Here is a 25,329-nt window from a genome sequence, read left to right as displayed (position 1 = left end):
GGTCATCTCTTTGTCTAAGAACTCAGCCTACCATGCTGATACTGCTCCAGCGACATCAGCACCTCACGCGGCTTGCTGCCCTCGTAAGGGCCGATGACCCCTCTGGCCTCCATGGAGTCGATTAAGCGTGCAGCGCGGGTGTAGCCCACCCGCATACGCCGCTGAAGCAGCGATACAGAGGCTTGCTTGGCTTCCAGTACGATCTGAACCGCTTGTTCATACAATTCATCCTGCGGTTCCTGGTCATCGCTCATGGTGTCGTCCACCTCCGGCACAAGCGACTCATCGTAATTCGCTTCCCCCTGGCTGCTGACATACTGGACAATCGTCTCCACTTCCTGATCGCTCATGAAAGCACCCTGAACGCGGATCGGCTTGGAAGCTCCCATCGGCAGGAACAGCATATCGCCGCGTCCGAGCAGCTTCTCGGCGCCCGGCATATCCAGAATGGTCCGGGAGTCCACATTCGAGGAGACGCCAAAGGCAATACGCGAAGGAATATTCGCCTTGATCAGGCCGGTGATAACATCCACCGAAGGACGCTGCGTGGCGATAATCAAATGAATTCCCGCTGCCCGCGCCATCTGGGCAAGACGGCAGATGGCATCCTCCACATCATTGGCCGCAACCATCATCAGATCGGCAAGCTCGTCCACAATGACAACGATATACGGCAATACTGCTGCGGGATTATCCTTCATCAGGTTGTTATAGCCTTCCATATTACGTGTGCCGGATTTGGAGAACAGCTCATACCGCTTCTCCATCTCCACCACAATCTTCTTCAAAGCCAGACTCGCTCGCTTAGGGTCTGTAACTACAGGAGCCAGCAAATGCGGAATGCCGTTATATACATTCAGCTCGACCATCTTGGGGTCAACCATAAGGAATTTCACTTCATTCGGCTTAGCTTTATATAGAATGCTGGTAATAATACCGTTGATGCAGACCGATTTACCGGAGCCGGTAGCTCCCGCTACCAGCAGATGGGGCATCTTGGCGAGATTGCCGATAATCGTCTGTCCGGAGATATCCCGTCCGAAGGCAATGGATAGCCGCGAATCTGCCTCCTGGAAAATCTGTGTCTCCATCACTTCCCGCATGGTGACGACTGATACTTCTGAATTCGGAACTTCAATACCGATGGCTGATTTGCCGGGAATCGGCGCTTCCATACGGATATCCTTGGCAGCCAGTGCCAGCGCGATGTCATCGGTAAGATTAACAATCCGGCTGACCTTCACGCCGATATCCGGCTGAATCTCATACCGGGTCACTGCAGGTCCGCGAACCACTTCAAGCACCTTCGCCCTTACACCGAAGCTCTCCAGTGTAGCCTCCAGCTTGCGTGCCGTCTGCATATAATCATTCTGATCGCCCGCCTTGGCCCCGTTATTAGGCTTAGCCAGCAAACGGAAGGACGGCAGTTTGTACGGCTTCGGTGGAGGTGGAGGCGGTATAACAGGAGCCATCTCCCCCTCCTCTGCCGTTCCCAGCAGCCCGTCCAACTCCACGGGCGGTGTATCTTCGTCGGATTCCCCCGGCGAAGCCAGGTCTGCTCCCGCTCTCGTCAACTCCCCAGCACCCATGCCCGTGACAGCACCGCCACGCGCCGCTGGCGAGAATTCGCTCCATTCCTCCCGGTCCTCAGCATTCAGCCCTTCAGAGCGGATATGCTCGAAGAAGTCACGGATGATTGGCGTAACAGGCTCAAGCTCCTCATCCGGGAATTCCTCCTCGCCATACTCCTCCAGAGGAACTCCTCCCGCTGCTGTCATCCCGGAGATGACCGGACCTGTGCGCGGATCAGTAATTATAATATCCGGCAGCTCTTCCTCCAGATCATCCATGACTTCCGGCTGGTTCTGGCGGGCAGACCCGCCGAACCAGCCGGTAATTCTGCCCAGCAGCTTCGACTGTCCGCGTCTTGGCAGCTGCTGACCCGATCCGTCATCCTCTTCAAAGTAATCGTCATCATCCGCAGGTTCCGGCGTTGTAACTCTGCTGGCTCTGGCCGGTCTGTTGTTCACCACCGGAACAGCAGCCGGGCGGTTAGCCGCCCGGAGCTTAATTCCTTCAATCAGCTTGACGGCCCTTACCCGGAGTAAGGTAAACAGCTCTACATAGGAAAGATTGGTAATCAGCATGAAGCTGATCGCCAGCAATACAATCATCAGCAGCTTAGCGCCCAGATTGCCGAACAGCCACAGAAGCGCAGCGTATTCAAGCGCGCCGATGTACCCGCCGCTGATATCCTTGCCCAGCATGTATACGCTGCTGTCGCCGGCGCCCGGTGAGAGGGCGCCGGATAAATCATTATGTATTTGAGACAGTACATTGCCCGGATGCAGCATCCCAATCGGACCCAGCTTCTGCTGCATAGCTGATATGCTACTCATCAGGCACATGGACAACAGCAGGAGCAGGCCGCCAGTATAGCGGCTGTTCCAGGTGGACGGCCATTTCCTGTGAATCATTACCATCAGGCCGTAGAAGATGCCCGCCAGCGGCAGCACAAAATAGAATCTGCCAAGCAAATAACCCGCCATGCTTGAGAGCGTGCGGCCGACAGCCGCTTCCCCCGACAAAGCAATGACGGAAATCGTAATCAGCAGAATTCCGTAGATTTCATATTTTAAAACACTGCCCAGCAGTGCTTTCTTCTTCTTTCTTCTCCGTTTAGCCACGCCAGCCACCCCCGAGTCAACATTATACCATATAATGGCGTGGCGTACCTATGTTCTCTTTTGTCAGAATATGCATCTTTAGGGGGTTTGTTCGCACTTAGCGGTCCAGCTGAACGATTGCACCCGGGGAGAAGGCCGCATCCAGATATTTATCCAGCGGACACTGCAGCAGACGGACCACCTTCGCCTGGCCTCCATCCAGCATTTCAACCTGCATCAGCATGCCCTGAATCGTGATCTCCTGCACAGGAGAAGCATAATTCAGCGCCCCCTCGAATACCTGCTCCATCGGCAGAATGGTATAAAAGGTCATTGGGTCAGCCCTCCTTGCGGAAGCGTATCGTTCGTCTGAGAAGGAGCAGCGGCAATCATCCGGTTCAGATGGGCCAACGCGGCACCGATCCCGCCCACTTCATCCATCAGGCCGAATCTGACGGCATCCTGACCGCCCACTGCGGTACCGATGTCCCGGTTAAGCTCTCCGGTCTTGAACATCAGATCCTTAAACTGTGATTCCGTGATCCGGGAATGAGAGGTTACGAATTTCACCATCCGCTCCTGCATCCGTTCCATGTACTCGAAGGTCTGCGGCACGCCGATCACCAGGCCGTTCATCCGGATCGGATGGATTGTCATGGTAGCACTTTCTGCAATAATGGAATACGTCGAGGATACTGCTATTGGTACGCCGATGCTGTGGCCGCCGCCGATGACAACTGTGACCGTAGGCTTCGACAAGGAAGCAATCATCTCCGCTATAGCCAGGCCAGCCTCTACATCCCCGCCAACCGTATTAAGAATAATCAGCAGTCCCTTGATGGTCTTATTCTGTTCGGCGGCAACAAGCTGGGGAATAATATGCTCGTATTTCGTGGTCTTGTTATGCGGCGGCAAGACGAAATGACCTTCAATCTGTCCAATAATCGTCATACAAAAAATATCCGCCTCCCCTGTCGGCACCGCTGTCTGTCCCAATTCTTTAAGCACCCCTACAGGTCCCGGTATTCCTGGAGGAACCGGCTCATTCACTACGGGCTTTATCTCCCCTGGCAGGATTTCTTCGTTACGCCCTCCACCCGCCTTGCTAGCTTCTGTAATTTCCATCGTACACAGCGCTCCCCTTCTGCCTGCAACACCCGTGTGCTTCAGGATTCTGATTTCTGTTAGTATGACATTCCGGGGGACTCCCTTATACACCATTAACTTGAACTATCACATAGAGACAGCGACCGCTCCTCAGAACGTCCGCCGCTATTGCCGGTTAGTATTTGTCCGCCACTGCTCCCAGTACAGCTCCGTGCACATAAGCTTGGCCTTTCAGACTTTTCAAGCTGCCAGCCGTGCCGGTCACAACTACGCCCAATATCCGGACATCACCGGCTTCCGGCGCCGCTTTGTCCTTTTTCAAATAGTTGTATATCCGTTCGTACTCGCTGTGATATTTGTCCCTTTTGTCCTTACCAATGGTTATGGCTCCGATGAAATCCTCGGGGTCCGCCTGATCCCAGTCCGGCTGGACGCCGAAACCGTAAACTCCGTAATTCGCACTCATCGGGGTCGGATAGTTCATTTTAGCGGGATCATTCTCATTTGGATACGGCTTGAAGCTGAACCCCTCACGGTCATCATACGTATCAACCCAGTACCAGACGGGCTTTGCGCCTGCGGGCAGCAGCCTTTTCACCTCATCGAACGAATAATCCTTGTCAAAAGATACGCCCAGCTCCACCCGCTTCTCTTCGTTCATCTTGTCCAGCTCAGGAAGATCATTGATGATTTTTTCGTTGTAATCCACTCCCGGGATATAGAAGGCCATCTCTCTTTGACCATTTTCAGAATTATACGCCCGGTAATACTCATAGCCTTCCTGCTTCATCTTGGCATCCTGTACGGTTAGATTATTAGAGCCTCCATAAGCACCTGTGGTGAACGGGAACCACCAGGCGTTGTAATTGAGCCATCTGTTCTTCCAGGGAACAGGCACATCATCGACGATTTTGTAGGTTTGAAGTTCAAGGACTCCTGATAAAAAGCCCCTGTTGTCCTTAAAACCTGAATCGAATTCATTAGGGCTGCTAATTCTCATATACTGCTGCTCGCTGTACAACGTATTGTTGGAGAGCTGGTTTACGAGCTGTGCCGCGCCAATGAACACAGCGATTAATACTACCGCACTGACCACAACTGAAATCAGAATACTGCGTATCAGGCTCTTACGTTTGGTCTTCTTCAAGGTCTGGATAATATTCTGGTCCTCTGCTTCTTCCCATGGGGCTGTCATTCGCCCTCACCTCCGTATAATTGTTGAAATTGCTGTCTGGCCCGGTAGAGCGTAGCTTTCACTCTTCCTTCAGAAATGCCGAGCATAGCGGAGATCTCCTTGTAGGATAGCTCCATTTCATATTTCAGCAGAATCAGCTGCTTATTCACCGGATGGAGCCGCGCCAATACTCCCTCCATCTCTTCCTTCCGTTCCCTGCGCAGCAGCACCGCTTCCGGCAGCTCCTGCTCACGGGCTGGATGTTCCTCCACTTCCTCGCCGCTATACTGATATCTCTTCTGACTGCGGCAATGGTCAAAATACCGGTTAATTGCGACCTTGTACAACCAGGCGCTGAATTTGCGCTCATCGATTGCATCCAGATACAGCAACGCCTTGTACAACGTATCCTGCACAATATCTTCTGCATCTGAGGCCCCGGCGCCGAGGCGGATCAAGTAGCGGCGGACCTCCGCCATTTTGGGTTGGAGCACCTTCTCCATGTCTCTTGGCTCCATGCTGCACCTCCTTGCCTGTATAACGGTCAGGTTGCCCAAATGTTGTTTTGTGCAGCGAAAAAAACATAAAAAAGCCCCTTCCCCCTGGAAACCGTCCAATATTTCCGGGAAAAGAGGCTATTGCCAAAGCTATATTGTTAAGGAATGCTTCTCTTATACTTCCATAATAATCGGCAGGATCATCGGTCTGCGGCGGGTCTGCTCGTAGAGGAAACGGCCGAGCGAGTCTTTGACACTGGTCTTCAGGGAAGCCCATTCATTGACCTTCTCACTCATCAGACGCTGCAGCGTTCCCGAGACAATGCGGTTCGCTTCATCCAGGAGACCTTCTGATTCCCGCACATACACGAATCCGCGTGAGATGATGTCAGGACCGGAGACAATTGCTCCGTTCTGCTTGCTGAGGGTAACCACTACCACCAGAATACCATCCTGCGACAACAGCTTACGGTCACGCAGTACAATGTTACCTACATCGCCGACACCCAGTCCGTCGATCAGTACGTTACCGGCAGTTACTTTACCCGCTCTGCGAGCAGCTCCTCCGGAGATCTCAATCACTTCACCCAGCTCGGTGATGAAGATATTGCTTGGCTCTACACCAACAGACTCCGCCAGAAGTGCATGCTTGCGCTGCATCCGGTATTCACCGTGGATAGGCATGAAGTATTTCGGCTTCATCAGGTTGAGCATCAGCTTCAGCTCTTCCTGGCTGCCGTGACCGGATACGTGAACGCCGGAGTTGGAGCCGCTGTAAATAACATTGGCACCCAGACGGAACAATTCATCAATGGTACGGCCTACATATTTCTCATTCCCCGGTACTGGTGTAGCTGCAATAATAACAGTGTCGCCCGGCATAATATCTACCTTGCGGTGGCTGGAACGCGCCATGCGTGTCAGTGCCGACATCGGCTCACCTTGGCTGCCTGTACATAATACTACTACACGGTTGCCTGCCATTCTGTTCATCTCTTCAGGCTCAATGAGCATGCCGTCAGGGATATGCAGATAACCAAGCTCGGAAGCAATGGATACTACGTTAACCATGCTTCGTCCAATAACGGTGATTTTGCGTCCGGTTGCTTCAGAAGCGTTCACTACCTGCTGAATACGATGCACGTTGGAAGCAAAGGTTGCCACTACCACACGCTGTTCAGCTTTGCGGAAAATATCCTCCAGCACGATGCCGACATTCTTCTCCGAAGGCGTGAAGCCCGGCTTCTCGGCATTGGTGCTGTCTGACAGCAGGGCCAGAACGCCCTTCGATCCGATCTCAGCCATGCGGTGCAGATTGGCAAATTGACCGTTGACTGGCGTGTGGTCGAATTTGAAGTCACCGGTGTGGACAACGTTGCCCTCTGGTGTCTCAATGCATACCCCGACTGAATCCGGAATACTGTGATTCGTTCTGAAGAACGTTACCTTAAGCGATGTGCCCAGCTCAACCTCGGAATCCTCGTTAATCAGAATCCGCTTCGTTTCACCCAGCAGGTTCGCTTCCTTGAGCTTGTTCTCTACAAGGCCCAGGGTCAGTCTTGTTCCATATACAGGAACATTCAGGTTCTTAAGCACATAAGACAATCCGCCAATGTGATCCTCATGGCCGTGGGTAAGAACAATCCCTCTTACCTTGTCACGGTTCTCAGTGAGGTAGGAGATATCCGGTATTACGATATCAATACCCAGCATATCTTCTTCAGGGAACTTCAGACCGGCGTCTACGACTACAATGTCGTTGCCGTACTGAACTACGTACATGTTCTTACCAATTTCACCGACTCCGCCAAGTGCGAATATCGTCAGTTTGTCGTTGTTGTTATTGTTTTTTTTGGACAAATGAATCTAACCCTCCTATGATGTTGGACGTCATACTTTTTATTTGTTAACAATGAGCTTCAATATTTCAGCGGCGCTGTAATATACATCAAATTGCTGTTAACTCCTTATTTCGACAAGGAATTCCCGGTAAGTCTGTATACTTGCGCAGGTCTAAACTCCCGAATCCGGGCAGTAATATCCTCTTGAAGCGGGCAAAAGCCCTCAAAATTCCACCACCGCGCCCCTCGCGCGTAAATCCGGCATATTTAGCACAGACTTATTCAAGGACCTATCCTGTCTTACAATGCAACAAATCCGCATTGCCGGAAGATTACCGCATATTCAATTAACCGCACCAAGTCACTTAAGTTCATTATACATGATTTTTTTGGCAAAAGACAAGTCACCCTGTACCTGGTCCTATTGTTTCCTTAACAAACCGCCAATATTTGAGGAAAAGACAAGCAAAAAAACGCAGTAATGCCTGACTTTTTTAACATGGAGTTAATGCAGGAGAAATAAAAGGAGCGGTCCTCCAATAATGGAGAATCGCTCCTTTTTCACATGTTAAATTGTATAAGAAGATCCTGGTCTATCTTATCTTAGGAGTGAAGCAATGAAAGCCGCCTCTTCTTCCGTCGGCGAAACCAGCGGCAGACGGACCGAGCCGACATCCATCCCGCGCAGCCCCAGCGCGTACTTCACGGCTGAGGGATTGGGCAGCGGCTGCGGACACTCGAACATTCCCTTGAAGACCGGAAACAGCTGCCGGTGAAGCTCGCCTGCACGTCGGACATCGCCGGAGTTAAAGGCCTCGATCATCTCCGACATCTGTGCTCCCACAACATGGCTGGCCACACTGATGATACCGTGGCCCCCCACAGCAAGCGTCGCGAGGCCGGCGGAATCATCTCCGGTGTAAACATGGAAGTCTTTAGGACAAGCCGAGGCAATCCAAGTAATCTGGTCTACCGAAGCACATTCCTTCGTGGCCACAATATTAGGAATCTCCGCCAGACGCAGGGTGGTAGCTACACTCATGCTTACTGTCGTTCGTCCCGGCACATTGTACAAGATGCAGGGCAGTGAAGTCGCGGCAGCAATGGCAGAGAAATGCTGGTAGAGCCCTTCCTGATTCGGTTTATTGTAATAAGGGACGACCAGAAGCACACCGTCCACGCCGATTTTTTCGGCTTCCTTAGTGAGCTCTATGGAATGTCTGGTACTGTTGCTGCCGGTACCGGCAATAATTTTACAGCGTCCGCCTGCTTGCTGCTTCACGTAGGAGAACAGCTTCAGCTTCTCCTTATCGGTTAAGGTCGGCGATTCACCGGTTGTTCCGCAAACTACTAGCGCAGCGGACTTTTGTTCCTCGATCAGGTAATCGACCAGCCTTGAAGTTGCTTCCCAGTTGATTTCTCCTTCCCCGTCAAACGGGGTTACCATTGCGGTGATCAGTCTTCCGAAATCCACTTTGAATTCCTCCTTGTCAGCGGTGCAATTCAAACTTGGCATGCAGGGCGCGAACCGACTGCACCATATCTTCTTTTTTCACGAGAACCCAGATGGTTGTGTTGGAATCGGCAGACTGCAGAATCTGGATGTTCTGCGAGCTGAGCGCTTCGACGATATGCGCCATGATTCCCGGAACACCGTTGATGCCTCCGCCGATGACGGAGACCTTGGCACAGCCGGACAAGCTCTTGGGACGCAGACCCAGTTCTTGCAGCGCGGCAATCGCCTGCTCTGATTTGTCATCGAACACCGTATATACAGCCTCGGTCGGCGTCACATTGATGAAGTCCACGCTGATTCCGTTATCGGCCATACTCTTGAAAATCTGCAACTGCACGCCCGTTCCGTTGCCCTCCGGACATTCCACCGAGATCTGCGTAATATTGCTGACATAGGCAACACCTGTGACGAACCGGTCTACGACTCCATGGGACACATCGCTGAAGCCCTCGGGATGGGTCACAAGCGTCCCTTCCGCTTCGGAGAAGGTCGAGCGTACACGCACCGGAATCTGGGCCTGCATGGCAATCTCCACAGCCCGCGGATGAATAACCTTGGCTCCCTGATACGCCATGTTACAAATCTCGGTGTAGCTGACATAAGTAAGCTGTCTTGCATCTTCCACAATCCGCGGATCAGCAGTGAGTATTCCGTCCACATCCGTATAGATGTCTACCATATCCGCACGCAATGCGGCCCCAAGGGCTGTGGCTGAGGTGTCGCTTCCTCCGCGGCCCAGCGTGGTGAAATCACCCGCTTCAGTCTGGCCCTGGAAACCGGTTACTATTACTACTTTATGCTCACGCAGTTCCCGTAGAATGCGTTCTGTCCGCACATCCAGGATTCTGGCATTACCATAGCTGTTGTCGGTCAGGAATCCGGCTTGCGCCCCTGTCAGCACCGTCGAACGAATGCCCTCCTGCTCCAGCAGACCGCACAGATTGGCCGCCGAGATGATCTCCCCGCAGCACATCAGCAGATCCCGTTCCCGGTCCGGCAATGAATTCCCGCTCTGAACCGCCAGATCAAGCAGTGTATCGGTAGCATAGGGTTCCCCCTTGCGGCCCATAGCCGAGACTACAACCACCAGGCTGAACCCGCTGGCCAGCTCCCGTTTGACATGACGGATTACGTGTTCTCTGGCCACTGGTGTGGAGAGTGAGGTTCCGCCGAATTTTTGCACCAAAATACCCATGTATAATTCCTCCATTACTTCTCTCAGCAGAACTACTGAACTTTACGTGAAATAAATCACCCCGCGAGGCAAAAGTGTTCGTAGCCGCGATAACCTGACTCTTATTATAGCGTAAAATTGTTTGTGCCGCCCCCGGGATGAGGACGGCAGAAATGAAGCTTATGGGTCCGTCAGCTAAAATTCGCTCTTCCGGGACAATCCTGTGCTGTTTATATAAGCTATGCAGAATGAATTCGTTGTACTAACATAGGCTGTAACTGGTGACCCTGCAGGGCGGCGTAACAGGCTTCAGGAATAAGATCCATCTGCGCCACCAGCGAATTTGGCTTACCCTCCGGATTATCCTGTCCGAACGGGACGAAATAAATATGTTTGGCTACCAGGAGCTTCGCAATATTCGCGGCGTTAAGCCCAAGTCCGTCATTCGTCGAGATCGCCAGCACCAGCGGACGCCCGTTGCGCATCTGCGATTTGGCTGCCATCAGCACCGGACTGTCCGTCATCGCGTTCGCCAGCTTGCTTGTTGTGTTCCCTGTGCAGGGAGCAATCGTCAGCACATCCAGCAGCTTGGAAGGACCCAGCGGCTCCGCTTCAACAATTGTAGAAATGATATCATTCCCTGTTATATCTTTCAACTGTTTTAGCCAATTTTCCGAGGTTCCAAAGCGGGTATCGGTATTCAGTACCGAAGCAGATACAATCGGCACCACATTCGCCCCTCCATCCATGAACCGCTGAATCTGCGGCATCACCTCAGCGAAGGTGCAGTGTGAGCCGGTAATGGCATAACCTACTGTTTTTCCGTGCCAATCCATTCATTCATCCCCCCTGATTAAAGTCTCGTCCGATATCGACTGTACCAGTGCACCTGCCATAATGATTCCGGCGCTCTTGGGGGCAACAATCCCGGGCAGGCCCGGTGCCAGCATCGCCTTGATCCCGCGCTTCTCGGCATAACGGAAGTCGCATCCGCCCGGTGCGGACGCCAAATCAATGATCACGCAGTGCGGCTGAAGCCGGGACAGGACCTGAGCGTTGATAATCATAGCGGGTATGGTGTTGAAGATCAGATCCGCCTCTGGTGCATGCAGCAGCAAATCCTCTGTCATAAAAGGCTTCCAGCCCATTTCCGCCGCTCTTGCAAAGTGCTCCTGCTTCCTGACGCCTACTTTGACCGTTGCTCCCATTCCCTGGAGCGTTCTGGCCATGGTGAACCCGGTCCGGCCCATTCCCAGCACCATCGATGTGGAGCCGTGTATGGTAAAGTCCGTGTTCTGTACGGCCATCACCAAAGCTCCCTCCGCTGTCGGAATAGAGTTATAGATCGCCACATCGTCCCTGTTCAGCAGTTCCACCAGCTTCAGCGAATGTCCGGCACACAGGCTGCGCAAATAGCTTTTAGCCATGCCGGTGTACACCAATGCCCGGGACGGCAGAGCCGCTACATGCTCCTCCCGCAGCTGAAGGCGTTCCGAAGAATACAGCGCGTTAATGTAACCCTCATCATCGCAGCCGACCGCCGGCAGCACCAGTACATCCGCTTCACCTAGCAGCTCGGGCGACAACAGTTCCAGGCTTACCCCCGGGCATGGGGCATCCCATGTATCGAATCCGGCAACGCTTACGGCCGCATCCAATTCCACACATTTCCGAATCACTTCAATTTGTCTCGCGTCCCCGCCCAGGAACACGATCCTGATGCCAGTAAGCATAGGGATGACGCTCCTTTCCACAACCACATTCGACTATAGAGCATCTTATGCCGGAAGCCGCCGATGGGTGAAGAGCGGAGAGGAATTCCCGTTTCACGACAAAAAAAGCCTGCAGCCGCACACCCGAAGGCGCGTGATCCGCAAGCTTTTATTAAATTCACAAATAGGATTCCCGTATGCTATTTGCCGGTATGCCCGAAGCCGCCGGCTCCGCGCACCGTGTCAGACAGCTCATCCACTTCCACCAGAGTCACTTCCGGCACAGCCTGGAATACCATCTGGGCGATCCGCTCGTTGCGGGCAATTGCAAACGGCTCCTGACCCAGATTGATCAGCAGTACCTTTATTTCACCCCGGTAATCCGCATCGATGGTGCCCGGTGTGTTCAGGCAGGTGATGCCATGCTTCAGGGCCAGCCCGCTGCGCGGACGGATCTGCGCCTCCAGCCCGCCTGGCATAGCCAGTGATATACCCGTGGGGATTAGCGTCCGCTCGCCCGGAGCAAGCACCACAGGCTCTCCTACAGCGGCATACAGGTCATACCCCGAGGCCTGTTCGGACATTTTGCAGGGCAGCAGGACATCCTCATTCCCTGGTAGTTTGTTAATTTGTACGTAATGAGGCAAGATCATCTCTCCTAACATTGGCTATCGCTTTATCTGTGGAACCAACCATTGCCAAAGACAACGGCTGTGCGAACATAAAGTCCAGCAGAGCATCGATATCTTCCATGGTTACAGCTCCAATTTTGGCTATCATTTCATCCAGCGTATCCTGACGGCCGAGCATCAGCTCATTTTTGCCCATCCGGTTCATCCGGCTGCCCGTACTCTCCAGACTGAGAATCAGGCTCCCCTTAAGCTGCTCTTTGCCTTTACGCAGTTCGTCTTCACTCAGGCCGTTCACAGCCAGATCACGCAGCATCTCTTTAATAAGCTCAGTTACTTCCTTGGTCTGCTTCGGTGCTGTCCCGGCATAGACCGTGAACAAGCCGCTGTCAGCCTGGGCACTGTGGTACGAGAAGACGGAATAAGCCAGACCGCGCTTCTCACGGATCTCCTGGAACAGCCGGGAGCTCATGCCGCCGCCGAACGCATTGTTAAGGAGCGCCATCGGATATTGCAGCGGCCCGCCGCTGCGGACACCCGGCAGGGAGATGCAGATGTGATTCTGCTCGGTTTTCTTTTTGTGGAATACCAGTTCCCCATGATATGCAGGCTCAGTCAGCACCGGCGACTCCCCATGATTCGTGAAGGAACCGAAATGCTGCTCCAGCAGCGGGATCAGCCCGTCATTAATATTACCGGCTACGCTTATGACTGTATTCTCAATGGTGTACTGCTCCTTCATGTAAGCACGGAGATCATCCGGCGTCATCTCCAGCAGGCGTTCCTTGAGCCCGAGGATTGTATAGGCCAGCGGGTGCTCGCCGTAGGCGGCAGCACACATCAGCTCATGGACAAGATCGTCCGGGGTATCTTCGCACATGGCGATTTCCTCCAGGATTACGTTCTTCTCCTTAGCCAGCTCTTCGGCATCCATCCGTGAGCGGAAGAACATATCTGCCAGCACATCCACGGCTATCGGCAGATGCTCATCCAGCACCTTCGCATAAAAGCATGTATATTCCTTCGAGGTAAACGCATTGACGTTACCGCCAATGGCATCGAACTGTTCGGCAATATCCTTGGCGCTATAGCGGTCAGTTCCCTTAAAGAGCATATGCTCGATGAAATGGGAAATCCCGTTGTTCAGCGGGTTCTCATTGCGGGAGCCCGTCTTGACCCAGATTCCGAAAGATACGGACCGGCCGGTCGGGATCTTCTCGGTCACCACCCGGAGTCCGTTCGATAATAATATTTTGTCCAATGTGTAATCCTCCTGGCACAGCCCCTGGTTCTGTCTGTATTTGTTATTCGCGCCTTTTATCCTATCAGAAATAAGGCGTTCACTCAACTTCCGGCGGTATGATACGCTCAGGAGAGAGCGTCTGACTGACGGTTCCCAACTGCAGGCCCTTGGCTCTGATCCCCCGGATCATCCCCCTAAGCGCTTGCGAAGAGGACGCCGTCGGATGCATCAGAATCAGAGTTCCCGGCTCTACCCGGCTGCTGATCTTGGCAACCACCGATTCCGGGGACGGATTGCGCCAATCGACTGTATCCAGCGTCCACAATACCGTCTTCAGCCCCAGTGAGGCGGCGATCTCCACCGTCTGCTGGTTAAAGTCTCCTGACGGCGGAGCAAACCACTTATTCGTCACACCCAGGCTTTCCTTCAGCAGCTTCTGCGTCTTCTCAATCTCGGCAGTGGCACGCGTCCGGCTGAGAATACTCATCTTAGGGTGCGTATACGCATGGTTCTCTATCTCATGCCCGCGCTTCAGCATCTCAGCTGCAAGCTCCTTGTTGCGGCTTAACCAGCTTCCGTCCAGAAAAAAGGTGACCTTCACCTTCTCCGCATCCAGAATGTCCAGCATCGGACGGATATACTCATTCCCCCAAGCCACATTAATCATCAGCGAGACCATCGGCTTCGCCGGATTCCCCCGGTAGATCGGCTGCGCCCCCAGATCATCAAGTGATACCTTAGGCTTAAGCTGGCGGTACATCAGTTTGAGGCTTGCTTCGGGTCCACGTAAAAGTGCGCTCCGGTAGGTTGCCTCCACATCGACCTCCAGCCCGTTATACCCCGGTATGGCTTTCCATACCCGGTCAACAACAGCATTCACAGGCTGCGCATTCAGCGCCTCGGCCCGGCGGGTAATCTGCGTGCGCAGATCATCCTCTCTCTGATTCAGTGCATAGCTCATCACGGCTGCATCCGCCTGAGGCTTAAGCCCGGCAATCATCTCTTTCACGGGTCCGTTCGTACTGCCGATTCCAATTACTACTGCGATGCAAGCCAGCACGAGCGCCGCCTTGTCCGTCTTCATGACGTTTTACCTCCCCGGCACAAACGGTCTGTTCCGTCTCCGCACCAGGGTCAAGCCGTGCGGAGACGCTTTGTCCCAGCCTATGTATGCAGAGGGCAAATTATGCATACTGCATCGATGCCGCCTTCAAGCGGATAAGGTATAACCGTCAGTCAGGATGGTACCGCAGCGTATACTTTTCCAAAAAAAAGAGCCAGAACTGTACTGCTTCTGTCTCTTCTTATCTATAGTTAAAATAGCGGTGAAGCGGCAGCGTAATACTTCTTACGCCTTCGCTCCGCTCTCTGAAGTCAGCACAGCTTTGCGTGACAGGTTGACACGGCCCTGCTGGTCGATCTCCGTTACCTTCACGGTAATCGTGTCGCCAATCGCCACAACATCTTCAACCTTCGCAACACGCTCTGTAGACAGCTGGGAAATATGCACAAGACCGTCTTTGCCAGGGATCAATTCAACGAATGCGCCGAATTTCTCAATGCGTCTGACCGTACCCACATAAATCTCACCAACCACTACTTCCTTCACAATACCTTCAATGATGCCACGGGCCTTCTGGATCATAGCTTCGTCAGAAGAACCGATAAATACGCGGCCATCCTGTTCGATGTCGATCTTCACGCCGGTTTCTTCAATGATCTTGTTGATGATTTTACCGCCGGCACCGATCACATCACGGATCTTATCCGGGTTAATATTGATGATGATGATCTTCGGAGCATATTTGGACAGGCTCGGTCTTGGAGCTGCGATCGCTTCATTCATTTTGCCCAGAATGAACATCCGGCCTTCTCTTGCCTGCTCAAGCGCCTCCTGCAGAATCTTGCGGTCGATACCGTCGATTTTGATATCCATCTGAATCGCCGTTACGCCCTCTGCTGTACCTGCTACCTTGAAGTCCATATCGCCGAGGTGATCTTCCATGCCTTGAATATCTGTCAGGATGGATACATGCTCCCCGTCCTTGATCAGACCCATCGCTACACCGGCTACAGGCGCCTTGATAGGTACCCCTGCATCCATCATCGCGAGAATACTGGCACAGATACTTGCCTGGGAGGTGGAGCCGTTGGATTCAATCGCTTCGGATACCAGACGGATGGTGTACGGGAATTCAGTCTCACTTGGAATGACCTTGGATAATGCACGTTCACCTAGTGCCCCGTGGCCGATCTCGCGGCGTCCCGGTGCTCTTAGCGGACGGGCTTCCCCTACGCTGAACGGAGGGAAGTTGTAGTGGTGCATGAAGCGCTTGGTTTCAGCCGGATCGATACCGTCCAGAATCTGCACATCGCCCAGTGCGCCCAGTGTACATACGCTAAGAATCTGTGTCTGGCCGCGTGTGAACAGACCGGAACCGTGCGTACGCGGCAGCAAAGCTGTATCACATTCGATCGGACGGATCTCATCTAACTTACGACCATCCGGACGAACCTTGTCATGCGTGATCAGACGTCTGACTTCATCCTTCACGATATCATGCAGGGCTTCCTTAACATCCTTAAGAAGCTCTGGGGTTTCTATGTATTTCTCTGCGAAATACGCCACCGCTTCGTTGTTCACCAGATCGATAGCATCCTGACGGGCATGCTTCTCGGCAATTCTTACGGCTTCCACCAGACGGCTCTGCGCAAAAGCACGAACCTCTGTATTCACATCCGCATTAACCGCATGCAGCTTAACTGCCATTTTCTCTTTACCGGCAACGGCTACGAGCTGTTCAATCACAGCCACAATCTTGCGGACCTCGTCATGTCCGAACATGATCGCTTCAAGCATCACTTCTTCAGTCACTTCATTGGCTTCTGCTTCTACCATCATGATAGCGTCCTTTGTACCGGCCACAACCACATAGATATCGCTGATTGCCTGCTGGGCTTGATCAGGGTTGATGATGAATTCTCCGTTAATCCGGCCTACAGCCACGCCGCCGATGGGTCCGTTGAACGGTACATCAGAGATGCTGAGCGCAGCGGAAGTACCGATCATGGCAGCAATATCAGGCGCGCAGTCCTGATCCACACTCATCACCAGGTTCAAAACTTGAACGTCATTGCGGAACCCTTCCGGGAACAATGGACGAATTGGACGGTCTGTCAGACGGCTGGACAGAATCGCTTTCTCGCTCGGACGTCCTTCACGTTTGATGAATCCGCCAGGGATTTTGCCTACTGCATATAATCTTTCCTCATAGTTCACTGTAAGCGGGAAGAAATCCAGATCTTTAGGCTCACTGGATGCTGTAACCGTACACAATACTGAAGTATCCCCGTAACGCACCATCACGGCTGCGTTCGCTTGTTTGGCCAGACGGCCTGTTTCCAGCACAAGGCGTCTTCCGCCCAGCTGCATTTCCACACGTTGTTCCATAAAACCCCTCCTTGAATGGTAATAATACGTTCCTGTATGTTCTACAAGCAAAAACGGCTTGTCCTCCGCAGAAGTGCTATAGCCGTTTTTGCGAATGCTATCAACTTGTCAATTCTAAAAGTCTACCCTAAATTTTCAAAAAGCAACCCGGCTGTCCCGCTGTCGCTCGTAAGAAGGACATACGGTATACAACCAGGCTGCTTTTGGGCTTAACTTATGGAAAATTAACGACGCAATCCCAGTTTTTCGATCAGGGCGCTGTAACGTCTGATGTCTTTGTTCTTCAAATACGCCAGCAGTTTACGACGTTGTCCAACCATCTTCAGCAGTCCGCGGCGGGAATGATGATCCTTCTTGTGCGTACGCAAGTGGTCAGTCAAATTAACGATGTTCTCCGTAAGGATAGCAACTTGCACCTCAGGGGATCCAGTATCGGATTCGTGAGTTTTGTGCTCGTCGATCAATTGGTGTTTACGTTCTTGAGTCAATGCCATCCTGTTCACCTCCTTCATTATAATCGCCAGTAGCCTCGTCACCGTCGGTGAGAACAAGTAACCAAGCTAAGGTTCATATGCTGTCATTCCAGCAACGTTAATCAGTATAGCACCTTCACAGGCAAAAGTAAACGGCTTGTCCGGAAAGATTAGGAATGATATCCCAGCATCCCTTTGGCCGTCTCAGCATCTGCGCCGATCTGTGCAATCAAAGCATCGATGGACCCGAACTTGCGCTCGGAGCGGATATAGGAGACCAGTTCCACCTTAAGCTCCTGTCCGTAAATATCTGAGGCAAAATCAAACAGGTGCACCTCAAAGCTTGGAGTGGTCACGCCTTCGTGGAACGTTGGCTTCACTCCGACGTTCATCACCCCGTAGAGTACCTCTTCCCGGTAAAAGACCTTGACGGCGTATACGCCCTTGGCCGGAATAACATAGCGGTCTTCGAGCTGCAGGTTAGCTGTCGGAAAGCCGATGGTCCGGCCCCGCTTCTCCCCGTGCCCTACGGTACCGCGCAGGTGATAACAACGTCCAAACCAGGCATTAGCCTTACCCAGTTCCCCGCTCAGCAAGCTCTTGCGGATACCCGAGCTGCTGACCTTCTCTCCTTCAAGCAGGAACGGAGCGACCGTCTCTACCTTCATCGCACCTTGTCCCAGCTCTGAGAGCGTGTCCGCATCCCCCTCACCTTTGTAGCCGAAGCGGAAGTCGAACCCCACAACTGCAGTTACAATCTGCAGCGGCAGCAGCATCACAGAGACAAAGTCCGCCGGACTCACCCGGGAGAGCTCTTCATTAAATTCAATTATATATAAAAGCTCAACACCCATCCCGGCAAGCAGCTCCTGCTTATCCTTAGAGGGGGTCAAATATCCCTCATAATCCCCTTTGCCCATAACATCCTTGGGATGGGGGTAGAAGGTCATCACCGCTGCGGGTACACCTGCCTCACGGGCAAGAGCAACAGCTGATGTGATGACACTGGCATGCCCGAGGTGCAGTCCATCGAACTGTCCCAGGGCAACTACTTGAGGCTGCGCGTACTGTGCTGCCGCCTCAGGCAGCATCGGATAGCTTAACGTTACGGTTCTCACGCTGTTTCTCACCTACATTCGCAAATAAATTAAAGTTTAGACCTGGGCAAACACCTTAACAGGTGCAATAGCTCCGTTAGCCTCCAGAGCATAAATACCGAGGAACTCCCCTTGCTGATCATAGAGACGGAAATCTCCGGCCTGCTTCACTTCCGGCATTACAAACCGGGTCGATAAACGCTGCCCCTGCAGGGCTGCTTTTTTCTTCTCTTCGGCAACGGTATGTCTGGGCAAATGCGAAATCGCCTCGTCAGCAGCAATCAGATGCTCATCCAGTGTGCCGCCTTCCTTGTGCTGCGCAATTTGCTCCAGAGTCAGGCAATGGCTGGCAGAGATCCCGGCCGACATCGTGCGCTCCAGCTTCACCATTACACCGGGAAGACCAAGCTTACGTCCGATATCTACACAGAGGGTACGGATATAGGTCCCCTTGGAGCATAACGCCCGGAAAGTGATCTCCGGATAGTTGCCGTTCCAGACCATTTGCTGCATCTCAATCTCATAAATCTCCACTTCACGGCTCTTGCGCTCTACGGTCTTGCCTTCCCGGGCCAGCTCGTACAGACGCTTGCCGTCCACCTTCACTGCGGAATACATCGGTGGCACCTGCGAGATTACGCCCCGGAAGGAGTTCAGCACAGCCAGCACTTCGGCTTCTGTGACATGAACCTCCTCCACGGATTCCGTAATCGTCCCGGTCAGGTCCTCTGTATCACTGGCCATTCCCAGCCGCAGTGTGGCAACATATTCCTTGGGCAGTTCCTGGATATACTCCACTACTCTGGTAGCGCGGCCCAGACAGAGCGGCAAAACTCCGGTTACCTGAGGATCAAGGGTCCCGGTATGTCCTATCCGCTTCATGCCCAGAATGCGCCGCGCCTTGGCCACAACATCATGTGAAGTGAACCCTGCCGGCTTATATACAGCCAGAACTCCTGTAAGCTCACTCATAAATGACGTTTGACCTCCTCCAGCACCTGTGCCACAGCTTCTTCCAGAGTTCCATTAATACGCGCGCCTGCTGCACGGGTGTGTCCGCCGCCGCCGAAGGCTTGCGCAAGTAGCGCCACATCCACCTTACCTGCTGAACGAAGACTGGCCTTTACCGCATGGTCATCAATAACCTTGAACAGAATACCTACCTCTACCCCGCGGATATTCCGGGGATAGTTGACAATCCCTTCAAGATCCTCATTGGCCGCTCCGGAGTCCAGCATATCCTTAGGTGTAACATACACCCAGGCTATATCTCCTTCAGGACTAAGCTGTAATGTGCTAAGTGCGCGGTTCAGCACCTTCACCTGAGGAAGTGTCATCTCTTCCAGCAGAGTCTCTGCCAGGTCCGGTCCATTCACACCCATTGCCAGCAGCTCGGATACGGCCGCCATCACTTTAGGAGAAGTATTGCTGTAACGGAAACCGCCGGTATCCGTTAACAGCCCGGTATAAATGGCTGTGGCAATATCAATATCCCACTTGAGTTCAAAGATCTTCAGCAGATCGAACAGAATCTCTGCTGTCGCGGCCGCATCCGGCTTGATGAGATTCACCGCGCCGTAGCCGTTGTTCGTTGGATGATGGTCTATATTCAAGATCAGGGCATCACTGGTGAAATGCTGCTGGGTCAGTCCTACACGCTGGAAATCCGCACAGTCAACACAGATCACATGGCTGTACTGGCGGGGCAACGAACCCTCAGACAGATTGACAATCTGATCGGCATGCCATAAATATTCCATTCGCTGCGGAATCTGGCCTTCGTTCAGCATCAAATATTTTTTGCCCAGACATGAGAGAAGCCAGCCCACCGCGAGGGTGGAGCTGACTGCATCTCCGTCCGGCTGAACATGCGACACTACAAGATAATCGTCGTGTTCCAGCAGAAACTTACGCGTCTGCTGGAGACTTTGTTCATAGCTCTGCATTCGCCGTCTCCTTTATGTTCCGTAGCCTATTCGTTTTTGCCGATTTCGCCGAGCAGCTTCTCAATATGACTTCCGTAAGCAACGGATTCGTCAATTTTGAAGATCAGCTCTGGCGTATGGCGCAGGCGGATCGCTTTGCCAAGCTCCGAGCGGAGAAAACCATTCGCTTTCTCAATCGCCTTAAGTGAGTCTGACTTCTGCTCCTCGTCCCCGAATACGCTCAGGTATACCTTGGCCTGCGACAGATCGTTCGTCACATCTACGCCAGTTACAGTTACGAACCCGACACGCGGGTCCTTTAGTCCGCTCTGGATGAGCTGGCTCAGCTCTTTCTTGATCTGCTCGCCAACCCGTCCCGCTCTGATTTTAGACATCTTATTTCACCTCTTCGCTTAGCGCTCTACCGTTTCCATGATGAATGCTTCGATGATGTCACCTTCAAGGACATCATTATAGCGTTCCAAAGTTATGCCACATTCATAACCCTGTGCCACTTCTTTTGCATCATCTTTGAAACGCTTCAAGGTGTCGATTTTGCCTGTGAAGACAACGATACCGCTGCGGATCAGGCGCATTTCAGCATTGCGGGTAATTTTGCCGTCGGTAACCATACAACCTGCGACACTGCCCACTTTGCTGATTTTGAATACGTTGCGCACTTCGGCATGGCCGATAACGTTCTCTTTATAGATAGGATCAAGCATGCCCTTCATGGCACTTTCGATCTCTTCAATGACATTGTAGATGATGTTATGCAGACGCACATCCACCTTCTCCTGCTCGGCTGCCGCTTTCGTCTGGGCATCCGGACGAACGTTGAAGCCGATCACGATAGCATTGGAGGCTGCTGCCAGGGTAATATCGGATTCCGTGATCGCACCGGCACCGCTGTGAAGGATCTTCACGCGTACGCCTTCGACTTCGATCTTGGCCAAGGAGCCCTTCAGCGCCTCTACCGAACCCTGAACGTCACCCTTGATAATAACGTTGAGATCCTTGATCTCGCCGTCCTTGATGTGTTTAAACAGATCATCCAGCGTAACGCGTGTGTTCGTGTTAAGCTCGGACTGGCGCTGCGTTGTAGAACGTCTGTCAGAGATCGCGCGTGCTTTACGCTCATCTTCGAAGGCCATGAACGGATCGCCCGCTTGCGGTACCTCAGTCAGACCGGTAATTTCCACTGGAGTGGAAGGTCCCGCTTCCTTAATTTTGCGTCCCTTGTCATTCACCATGGCGCGTACGCGGCCGAAGCAGTTACCCGCTACAAATGCGTCTCCGACCTTCAGCGTACCATTCTGCACGAGAATACGGGCAACCGGTCCACGGTTCTTGTCAAGCTCAGCTTCTATAACAGTACCGCGTGCCCGTTTGTCAGGGTTCGCCTTGTACTCATTCACTTCGGCAACGAGCAGGATCATTTCCAGCAGCTCTTCAAGGTTAATGCGCTGCTTAGCCGACAGGTTGACGAAGATTGTATCGCCGCCCCACTCTTCCGGTACCAGCTCATAGCTTGTAAGCTCCTGCTTCACCTTGTCAGGATCTGCGCCCGGCTTATCGATCTTGTTAACTGCCACAATGATCGGAAGTCCGGCTGCCTTCGCATGGTTGATCGCTTCAACGGTCTGAGGCATTACGCCGTCATCTGCCGCTACAACGATAATCGTCATATCTGTAACCTGGGCACCACGGGCACGCATGGCGGTGAACGCTTCATGGCCCGGAGTATCGAGGAATGTGATTTTCTTATGATTAATCTCAACCTGATAGGCACCGATATGCTGCGTAATTCCGCCCGCTTCGCCGCCGGATACATTCGTGGAACGGATGGCATCGAGCAGGGTTGTTTTACCATGGTCAACGTGACCCATGATCGTTACAACCGGTGGCCGTGTCATCAGATCCTCTTCGGAATCATTCTCTTCCACGGTCTCGAAGCTGTCTTCGTCCACCGGAATCTTCACTTCTACTTCTACGCCGAATTCGCCGGCCAGAAGCAGAATCGTATCGATATCAAGCTCTTGATTGATGGTGGCCATTACCCCCATCGAGATCAGCTTCTTGATCACTTCCGAAGCATCCTTGTGAAGCAGCTTCGCGGTTTCACCCACGGTCATGCTGCCACGGACAATGATCTTCTTAGGTGTGTTGTCAATCTTCTCACGATATACGGTCGGCTGGTTTCTGCCGCGGTTGTTCTTGCCGCCACGGCCGCGATAGTTGCCGCCCTTGTTGTCGTCGTAACGCTTCTGGCCGCTGTTATTGCCGCCAGGTCTGCCGCCAGTGGTATTCTTCTTAGGGCCGTCATTGCGTGAGAAACCTCCGCCTGCATTGCCTTGTCCTTGCGGACGGTCACCTGTACGTGGTGCGCCGCCTTGTCCTTGCGGACGGCTGCCAGTAGAGCTACCCTGTGGGCGGCTGCCGCTAGTAGAGCTGCCTTGCGGACGGCTGCCAGTGGAGCTGCCCTGTGGGCGGCTGCCGCTAGTAGAGCTGCCTTGCGGACGGCTGCCAGTGGAGCTGCTTTGCGGACGGCTGCCAGTGGAGCTGCCTTGCGGACGGCTGCCAGTGGAGCTGCCTTGCGGGCGGCTGCCAGTCGAACTGCTTTGTGGACGGCTGCTGCTTGAACTGCCCTGCGGGCGGGAATTCTGAGCGGAGCCTGATGTTTGTGTTCTGCGGGAATCTTGTCCGCTTTGGGGCCTTGGGGACGTCGTCGATTGGTTGTTGTTTTGGTTACTGTTCATACCTACCTGCTTTTCCGATTGAATTTTGTTGGTATTCTGAGCACTGCGTACTTCGGCGGTTACCGAACCGGTATTTACCGGACGGCTGCTGGTGCCGGTGTCCCGCTTGGCTGCAGCGTTTGACTTGATGTCCTTGAAGAACTGTTCAACTTTGTTCACAGAGCCATTCTCCATGACACTCATATGATTATTCACCGGGACATCCAAACGCTTCAGAATGGTAATAATTTCTTTACTGCTCATGTTCAAAGACTTTGCATATTCGTATACGCGCAGCTTATCCTTATTATCTTCTTTAGTCAATAACTCCACCTCCGACAGTATCTCCAAGCGTTCTGGAGATCATTTCCGCGAATCCTTTATCCGTAACGGCCAGCACAACGCGCTGGTCTTTACCAATACTTGCACCGAGTTCATCCCGGTGAAATGCGATTACTAGTGGAATATCGTAGGTCCCGCATTTATCGCGGAACTTCTTCTGGGTATTATCTGAAGCGTCACCTGCCAGGACGACCAGCTTCGCCTCTGAAGACCGTACTGCCTTAAGCACAGCCTCATCGCCGGTGACAATCTTGCCTGCTCTCATCGCAAGCCCTAAATAAGAAAGTGTCTTACTCATTGTCCTCACTATCCTTCGCTGCCAAAAACTGCTCCTCCACGGATGCAAAATCCCGGGCAAGCTGGGCATAGATTTCAGGACTGACCTGGCATTTCAATGCCCGGTCAAGTGCTTTGGTCTTCTGTGCTAGCTTAAAGTATTCCAGTTTACCGCAAATATAAGCGCCACGGCCCGACTTCTTGCCTGTCAGGTCGATCAGCACCTCGCCTTCAGGCGTTCTCACCACGCGAATCAGCTCTTTCTTGGGCATCATCTCCTGGCTGGCAACGCATTTACGCAGCGGCACCTTTCTTTGCTTCATAACAAAGCACCTCCCGTCAGTCAGCATTCATTAATCGATGGAGACGGAATCCTGATGCATTTCATCATTGGACGATCTGGGTCTGCCGTATTCCTGCTCCGCCTGAGTCTCGCTCTTGATATCGATCTTCCAGCCGGTCAGCTTGGCGGCAAGACGGGCGTTCTGCCCCTTGATGCCAATAGCCAGCGACAGCTGATAGTCAGGAACAATGACGCGGGCCATTTTCTCAGGTTCAAAGACTTGAACCTCAAGCACCTTGGACGGGCTAAGCGCATTGGCTACGTACTCCTGCACCAGTTCGGAATATCTGACGATATCAATTTTCTCACCGCGAAGCTCAGTAACGATGGTCTGTACACGTGTGCCTCTCGGCCCTACGCAGGAGCCCACCGGGTCCACTTCGGGATTGCGCGAGAACACGGCGATCTTAGAGCGGAAGCCGGCTTCGCGGGCAACGGAACGAATCTCCACCACCCCGTCAAAAATCTCCGGCACTTCCAGCTCGAACAGACGCTTCAGCAGACCCGGATGACTGCGGGACAGCATAATTTGCGGCCCTTTGGTCGTGTTCTCCACCTTAGTGATATAAGCTTTGATACGCTCGCTCTGCTTGAACTTCTCTCCAGGCATCAGCTCGCTTAGCGGAAGAACCGCCTCGATTTTGCCAAGATCCACATAGATGTTCCGCATATCCTGACGCTGTACAAGGCCGGTTACAATATCATCTTCCTTGTCGATAAAAGCGTTATAGATCAGGCCGCGTTCCGCTTCGCGGATACGCTGGGTAACCACCTGCTTCGCAGTCTGGGCGGCAATGCGGCCGAAATCACGCGGCGTGACTTCCTGCTCGGCGATATCCTCCAGCTGGAAATGCGGGTTGATCTCCCGGGCAGCCAGGAGCGAGATCTCGGTACGTGCATCGAGAACCTCCTCCACAATCAGTTTGCGGGCAAATACCTTGATTACGCCTGTGTTGCGGTTCATATCCACACGCACATTCTGCGCCGCATTGAAATTGCGTTTATAGCTGGAGATCAGCGCCGCTTCGATGGCTTCGAACAGCACATCCTTGCTGATGCCTTTCTCCCTTTCCAGTTCATTCATAGCTTCAATAAACTCCATACTCATGAAATTCCGGTCCCCCT

General features: G+C 52.9%; 23 protein-coding genes. All 23 read right to left on the bottom strand.

Annotated features, from left to right (window positions below):
• Positions 1–14: 14 nt before the first annotated feature.
• Entirely contained in the window at positions 15–2,687 is a 2,673-nt protein-coding gene (locus NST04_RS17585) for an FtsK/SpoIIIE family DNA translocase (RefSeq protein ID WP_341185404.1), read from the bottom strand.
• A gap of 97 nt (positions 2,688–2,784) precedes the next feature.
• The gene (locus tag NST04_RS17580; protein ID WP_341185403.1) at positions 2,785–3,000 is read right to left on the bottom strand and encodes a YlzJ-like family protein; all 216 of its coding nucleotides are present in this window, start codon (positions 2,998–3,000) and stop codon (positions 2,785–2,787) included.
• Positions 2,997–3,791 carry a ClpP family protease gene (locus NST04_RS17575; RefSeq protein WP_341185402.1) on the bottom strand — a complete coding sequence of 265 codons (795 nt, stop codon included), beginning with the start codon at positions 3,789–3,791 and terminating at the stop codon, positions 2,997–2,999. The genes NST04_RS17580 and NST04_RS17575 overlap by 4 nt, the downstream gene beginning before the upstream one ends.
• Positions 3,792–3,948: 157 nt before the next feature.
• Positions 3,949–4,968 carry an anti-sigma factor gene (locus tag NST04_RS17570; protein WP_341185401.1) on the bottom strand — a complete coding sequence of 340 codons (1,020 nt, stop codon included), beginning with the start codon at positions 4,966–4,968 and terminating at the stop codon, positions 3,949–3,951.
• The gene (locus tag NST04_RS17565; RefSeq protein WP_341185400.1) at positions 4,965–5,465 is read right to left on the bottom strand and encodes an RNA polymerase sigma factor; all 501 of its coding nucleotides are present in this window, start codon (positions 5,463–5,465) and stop codon (positions 4,965–4,967) included. Before NST04_RS17565 ends, NST04_RS17570 begins: the two co-directional genes overlap by 4 nt.
• A gap of 153 nt (positions 5,466–5,618) precedes the next feature.
• Complete coding sequence (locus NST04_RS17560) at positions 5,619–7,304, bottom strand: ribonuclease J (protein WP_036692641.1); 1,686 nt, start codon at positions 7,302–7,304, stop codon at positions 5,619–5,621.
• A gap of 579 nt (positions 7,305–7,883) precedes the next feature.
• Complete coding sequence (dapA, locus tag NST04_RS17555) at positions 7,884–8,759, bottom strand: 4-hydroxy-tetrahydrodipicolinate synthase (RefSeq protein WP_341185399.1); 876 nt, start codon at positions 8,757–8,759, stop codon at positions 7,884–7,886.
• Between the two features lie 16 nt (positions 8,760–8,775).
• Positions 8,776–9,996, bottom strand: coding sequence for an aspartate kinase (gene dapG / locus NST04_RS17550; protein WP_036692638.1), 1,221 nt, complete (start codon positions 9,994–9,996; stop codon positions 8,776–8,778).
• 218 nt (positions 9,997–10,214) lie between these two features.
• A complete protein-coding gene (locus NST04_RS17545) occupies positions 10,215–10,811 on the bottom strand; it encodes a dipicolinate synthase subunit B (RefSeq protein WP_341147960.1) in 597 nt (198 codons plus the stop codon).
• Complete coding sequence (dpsA, locus tag NST04_RS17540) at positions 10,812–11,708, bottom strand: dipicolinate synthase subunit DpsA (RefSeq protein ID WP_341185398.1); 897 nt, start codon at positions 11,706–11,708, stop codon at positions 10,812–10,814.
• Between the two features lie 179 nt (positions 11,709–11,887).
• Entirely contained in the window at positions 11,888–12,340 is a 453-nt protein-coding gene (dut, locus tag NST04_RS17535) for a dUTP diphosphatase (RefSeq protein WP_076078657.1), read from the bottom strand.
• Entirely contained in the window at positions 12,312–13,577 is a 1,266-nt protein-coding gene (locus NST04_RS17530) for a M16 family metallopeptidase (RefSeq protein ID WP_341185397.1), read from the bottom strand. The genes dut and NST04_RS17530 overlap by 29 nt, the downstream gene beginning before the upstream one ends.
• Before the next feature lie 79 nt (positions 13,578–13,656).
• The gene (locus NST04_RS17525; protein ID WP_341185396.1) at positions 13,657–14,643 is read right to left on the bottom strand and encodes a polysaccharide deacetylase family protein; all 987 of its coding nucleotides are present in this window, start codon (positions 14,641–14,643) and stop codon (positions 13,657–13,659) included.
• A gap of 264 nt (positions 14,644–14,907) precedes the next feature.
• Positions 14,908–17,010 carry a polyribonucleotide nucleotidyltransferase gene (gene pnp / locus NST04_RS17520; protein WP_341185395.1) on the bottom strand — a complete coding sequence of 701 codons (2,103 nt, stop codon included), beginning with the start codon at positions 17,008–17,010 and terminating at the stop codon, positions 14,908–14,910.
• 224 nt (positions 17,011–17,234) lie between these two features.
• Positions 17,235–17,504 carry a 30S ribosomal protein S15 gene (rpsO, locus tag NST04_RS17515; RefSeq protein ID WP_019910460.1) on the bottom strand — a complete coding sequence of 90 codons (270 nt, stop codon included), beginning with the start codon at positions 17,502–17,504 and terminating at the stop codon, positions 17,235–17,237.
• A 149-nt stretch (positions 17,505–17,653) separates the two neighbouring features.
• A complete protein-coding gene (locus NST04_RS17510) occupies positions 17,654–18,601 on the bottom strand; it encodes a bifunctional riboflavin kinase/FAD synthetase (RefSeq protein ID WP_341185394.1) in 948 nt (315 codons plus the stop codon).
• Between the two features lie 36 nt (positions 18,602–18,637).
• Positions 18,638–19,552 (bottom strand): tRNA pseudouridine(55) synthase TruB, encoded by a 915-nt coding sequence (gene truB / locus NST04_RS17505; RefSeq protein ID WP_341185393.1) that lies wholly within the window; start codon positions 19,550–19,552, stop codon positions 18,638–18,640.
• On the bottom strand, positions 19,549–20,526 hold the full coding sequence (locus tag NST04_RS17500) for a DHH family phosphoesterase (protein ID WP_341185392.1): 978 nt from the start codon (positions 20,524–20,526) through the stop codon (positions 19,549–19,551). The genes truB and NST04_RS17500 overlap by 4 nt, the downstream gene beginning before the upstream one ends.
• Before the next feature lie 26 nt (positions 20,527–20,552).
• Positions 20,553–20,900 (bottom strand): 30S ribosome-binding factor RbfA, encoded by a 348-nt coding sequence (rbfA, locus tag NST04_RS17495; RefSeq protein ID WP_173133324.1) that lies wholly within the window; start codon positions 20,898–20,900, stop codon positions 20,553–20,555.
• Positions 20,901–20,918: 18 nt separating this feature from the next.
• Positions 20,919–23,567 carry a translation initiation factor IF-2 gene (gene infB / locus NST04_RS17490; protein WP_341186782.1) on the bottom strand — a complete coding sequence of 883 codons (2,649 nt, stop codon included), beginning with the start codon at positions 23,565–23,567 and terminating at the stop codon, positions 20,919–20,921.
• Positions 23,560–23,850 (bottom strand): L7Ae/L30e/S12e/Gadd45 family ribosomal protein, encoded by a 291-nt coding sequence (locus NST04_RS17485; RefSeq protein ID WP_445667924.1) that lies wholly within the window; start codon positions 23,848–23,850, stop codon positions 23,560–23,562. The genes infB and NST04_RS17485 overlap by 8 nt, the downstream gene beginning before the upstream one ends.
• 25 nt (positions 23,851–23,875) lie before the next feature.
• Entirely contained in the window at positions 23,876–24,184 is a 309-nt protein-coding gene (rnpM, locus tag NST04_RS17480) for an RNase P modulator RnpM (protein ID WP_036692616.1), read from the bottom strand.
• Positions 24,185–24,214: 30 nt separating this feature from the next.
• Positions 24,215–25,312 carry a transcription termination factor NusA gene (nusA, locus tag NST04_RS17475; RefSeq protein ID WP_036692613.1) on the bottom strand — a complete coding sequence of 366 codons (1,098 nt, stop codon included), beginning with the start codon at positions 25,310–25,312 and terminating at the stop codon, positions 24,215–24,217.
• Between the last annotated feature and the right edge of the window lie 17 nt (positions 25,313–25,329).

Source organism: Paenibacillus sp. FSL H7-0756 (assembly GCF_038006765.1).
In the GTDB taxonomy this organism is placed as follows: Bacteria; Bacillota; Bacilli; order Paenibacillales; family Paenibacillaceae; genus Paenibacillus_AQ.
Note: the sequence above shows the minus strand (reverse complement) of the source record. Positions and strands in the feature narration are given on the sequence as shown.

Excerpts from the sequence above, each read along its gene's own strand:
- dpsA (WP_341185398.1), bottom strand. The coding sequence starts at position 11,708 with ATGCTTACTGGCATCAGGATCGTGTTCCTGGGCGGGGACGCGAGACAA.
- NST04_RS17565 (WP_341185400.1), bottom strand. The coding sequence starts at position 5,465 with ATGGAGCCAAGAGACATGGAGAAGGTGCTCCAACCCAAAATGGCGGAG.
- NST04_RS17525 (WP_341185396.1), bottom strand. The coding sequence starts at position 14,643 with ATGAAGACGGACAAGGCGGCGCTCGTGCTGGCTTGCATCGCAGTAGTA.
- rbfA (WP_173133324.1), bottom strand. The coding sequence starts at position 20,900 with ATGTCTAAAATCAGAGCGGGACGGGTTGGCGAGCAGATCAAGAAAGAG.
- dapG (WP_036692638.1), bottom strand. The coding sequence starts at position 9,996 with ATGGGTATTTTGGTGCAAAAATTCGGCGGAACCTCACTCTCCACACCA.
- NST04_RS17580 (WP_341185403.1), bottom strand. The coding sequence starts at position 3,000 with ATGACCTTTTATACCATTCTGCCGATGGAGCAGGTATTCGAGGGGGCG.
- rnpM (WP_036692616.1), bottom strand. The coding sequence starts at position 24,184 with ATGAAGCAAAGAAAGGTGCCGCTGCGTAAATGCGTTGCCAGCCAGGAG.
- NST04_RS17485 (WP_445667924.1), bottom strand. The coding sequence starts at position 23,850 with ATGAGAGCAGGCAAGATTGTCACCGGCGATGAGGCTGTGCTTAAGGCA.
- NST04_RS17500 (WP_341185392.1), bottom strand. The coding sequence starts at position 20,526 with ATGCAGAGCTATGAACAAAGTCTCCAGCAGACGCGTAAGTTTCTGCTG.
- rpsO (WP_019910460.1), bottom strand. The coding sequence starts at position 17,504 with ATGGCATTGACTCAAGAACGTAAACACCAATTGATCGACGAGCACAAA.
- nusA (WP_036692613.1), bottom strand. The coding sequence starts at position 25,312 with ATGAGTATGGAGTTTATTGAAGCTATGAATGAACTGGAAAGGGAGAAA.
- NST04_RS17545 (WP_341147960.1), bottom strand. The coding sequence starts at position 10,811 with ATGGATTGGCACGGAAAAACAGTAGGTTATGCCATTACCGGCTCACAC.
- NST04_RS17575 (WP_341185402.1), bottom strand. The coding sequence starts at position 3,791 with ATGGAAATTACAGAAGCTAGCAAGGCGGGTGGAGGGCGTAACGAAGAA.
- NST04_RS17570 (WP_341185401.1), bottom strand. The coding sequence starts at position 4,968 with ATGACAGCCCCATGGGAAGAAGCAGAGGACCAGAATATTATCCAGACC.
- truB (WP_341185393.1), bottom strand. The coding sequence starts at position 19,552 with ATGAGTGAGCTTACAGGAGTTCTGGCTGTATATAAGCCGGCAGGGTTC.
- pnp (WP_341185395.1), bottom strand. The coding sequence starts at position 17,010 with ATGGAACAACGTGTGGAAATGCAGCTGGGCGGAAGACGCCTTGTGCTG.
- dut (WP_076078657.1), bottom strand. The coding sequence starts at position 12,340 with ATGATCTTGCCTCATTACGTACAAATTAACAAACTACCAGGGAATGAG.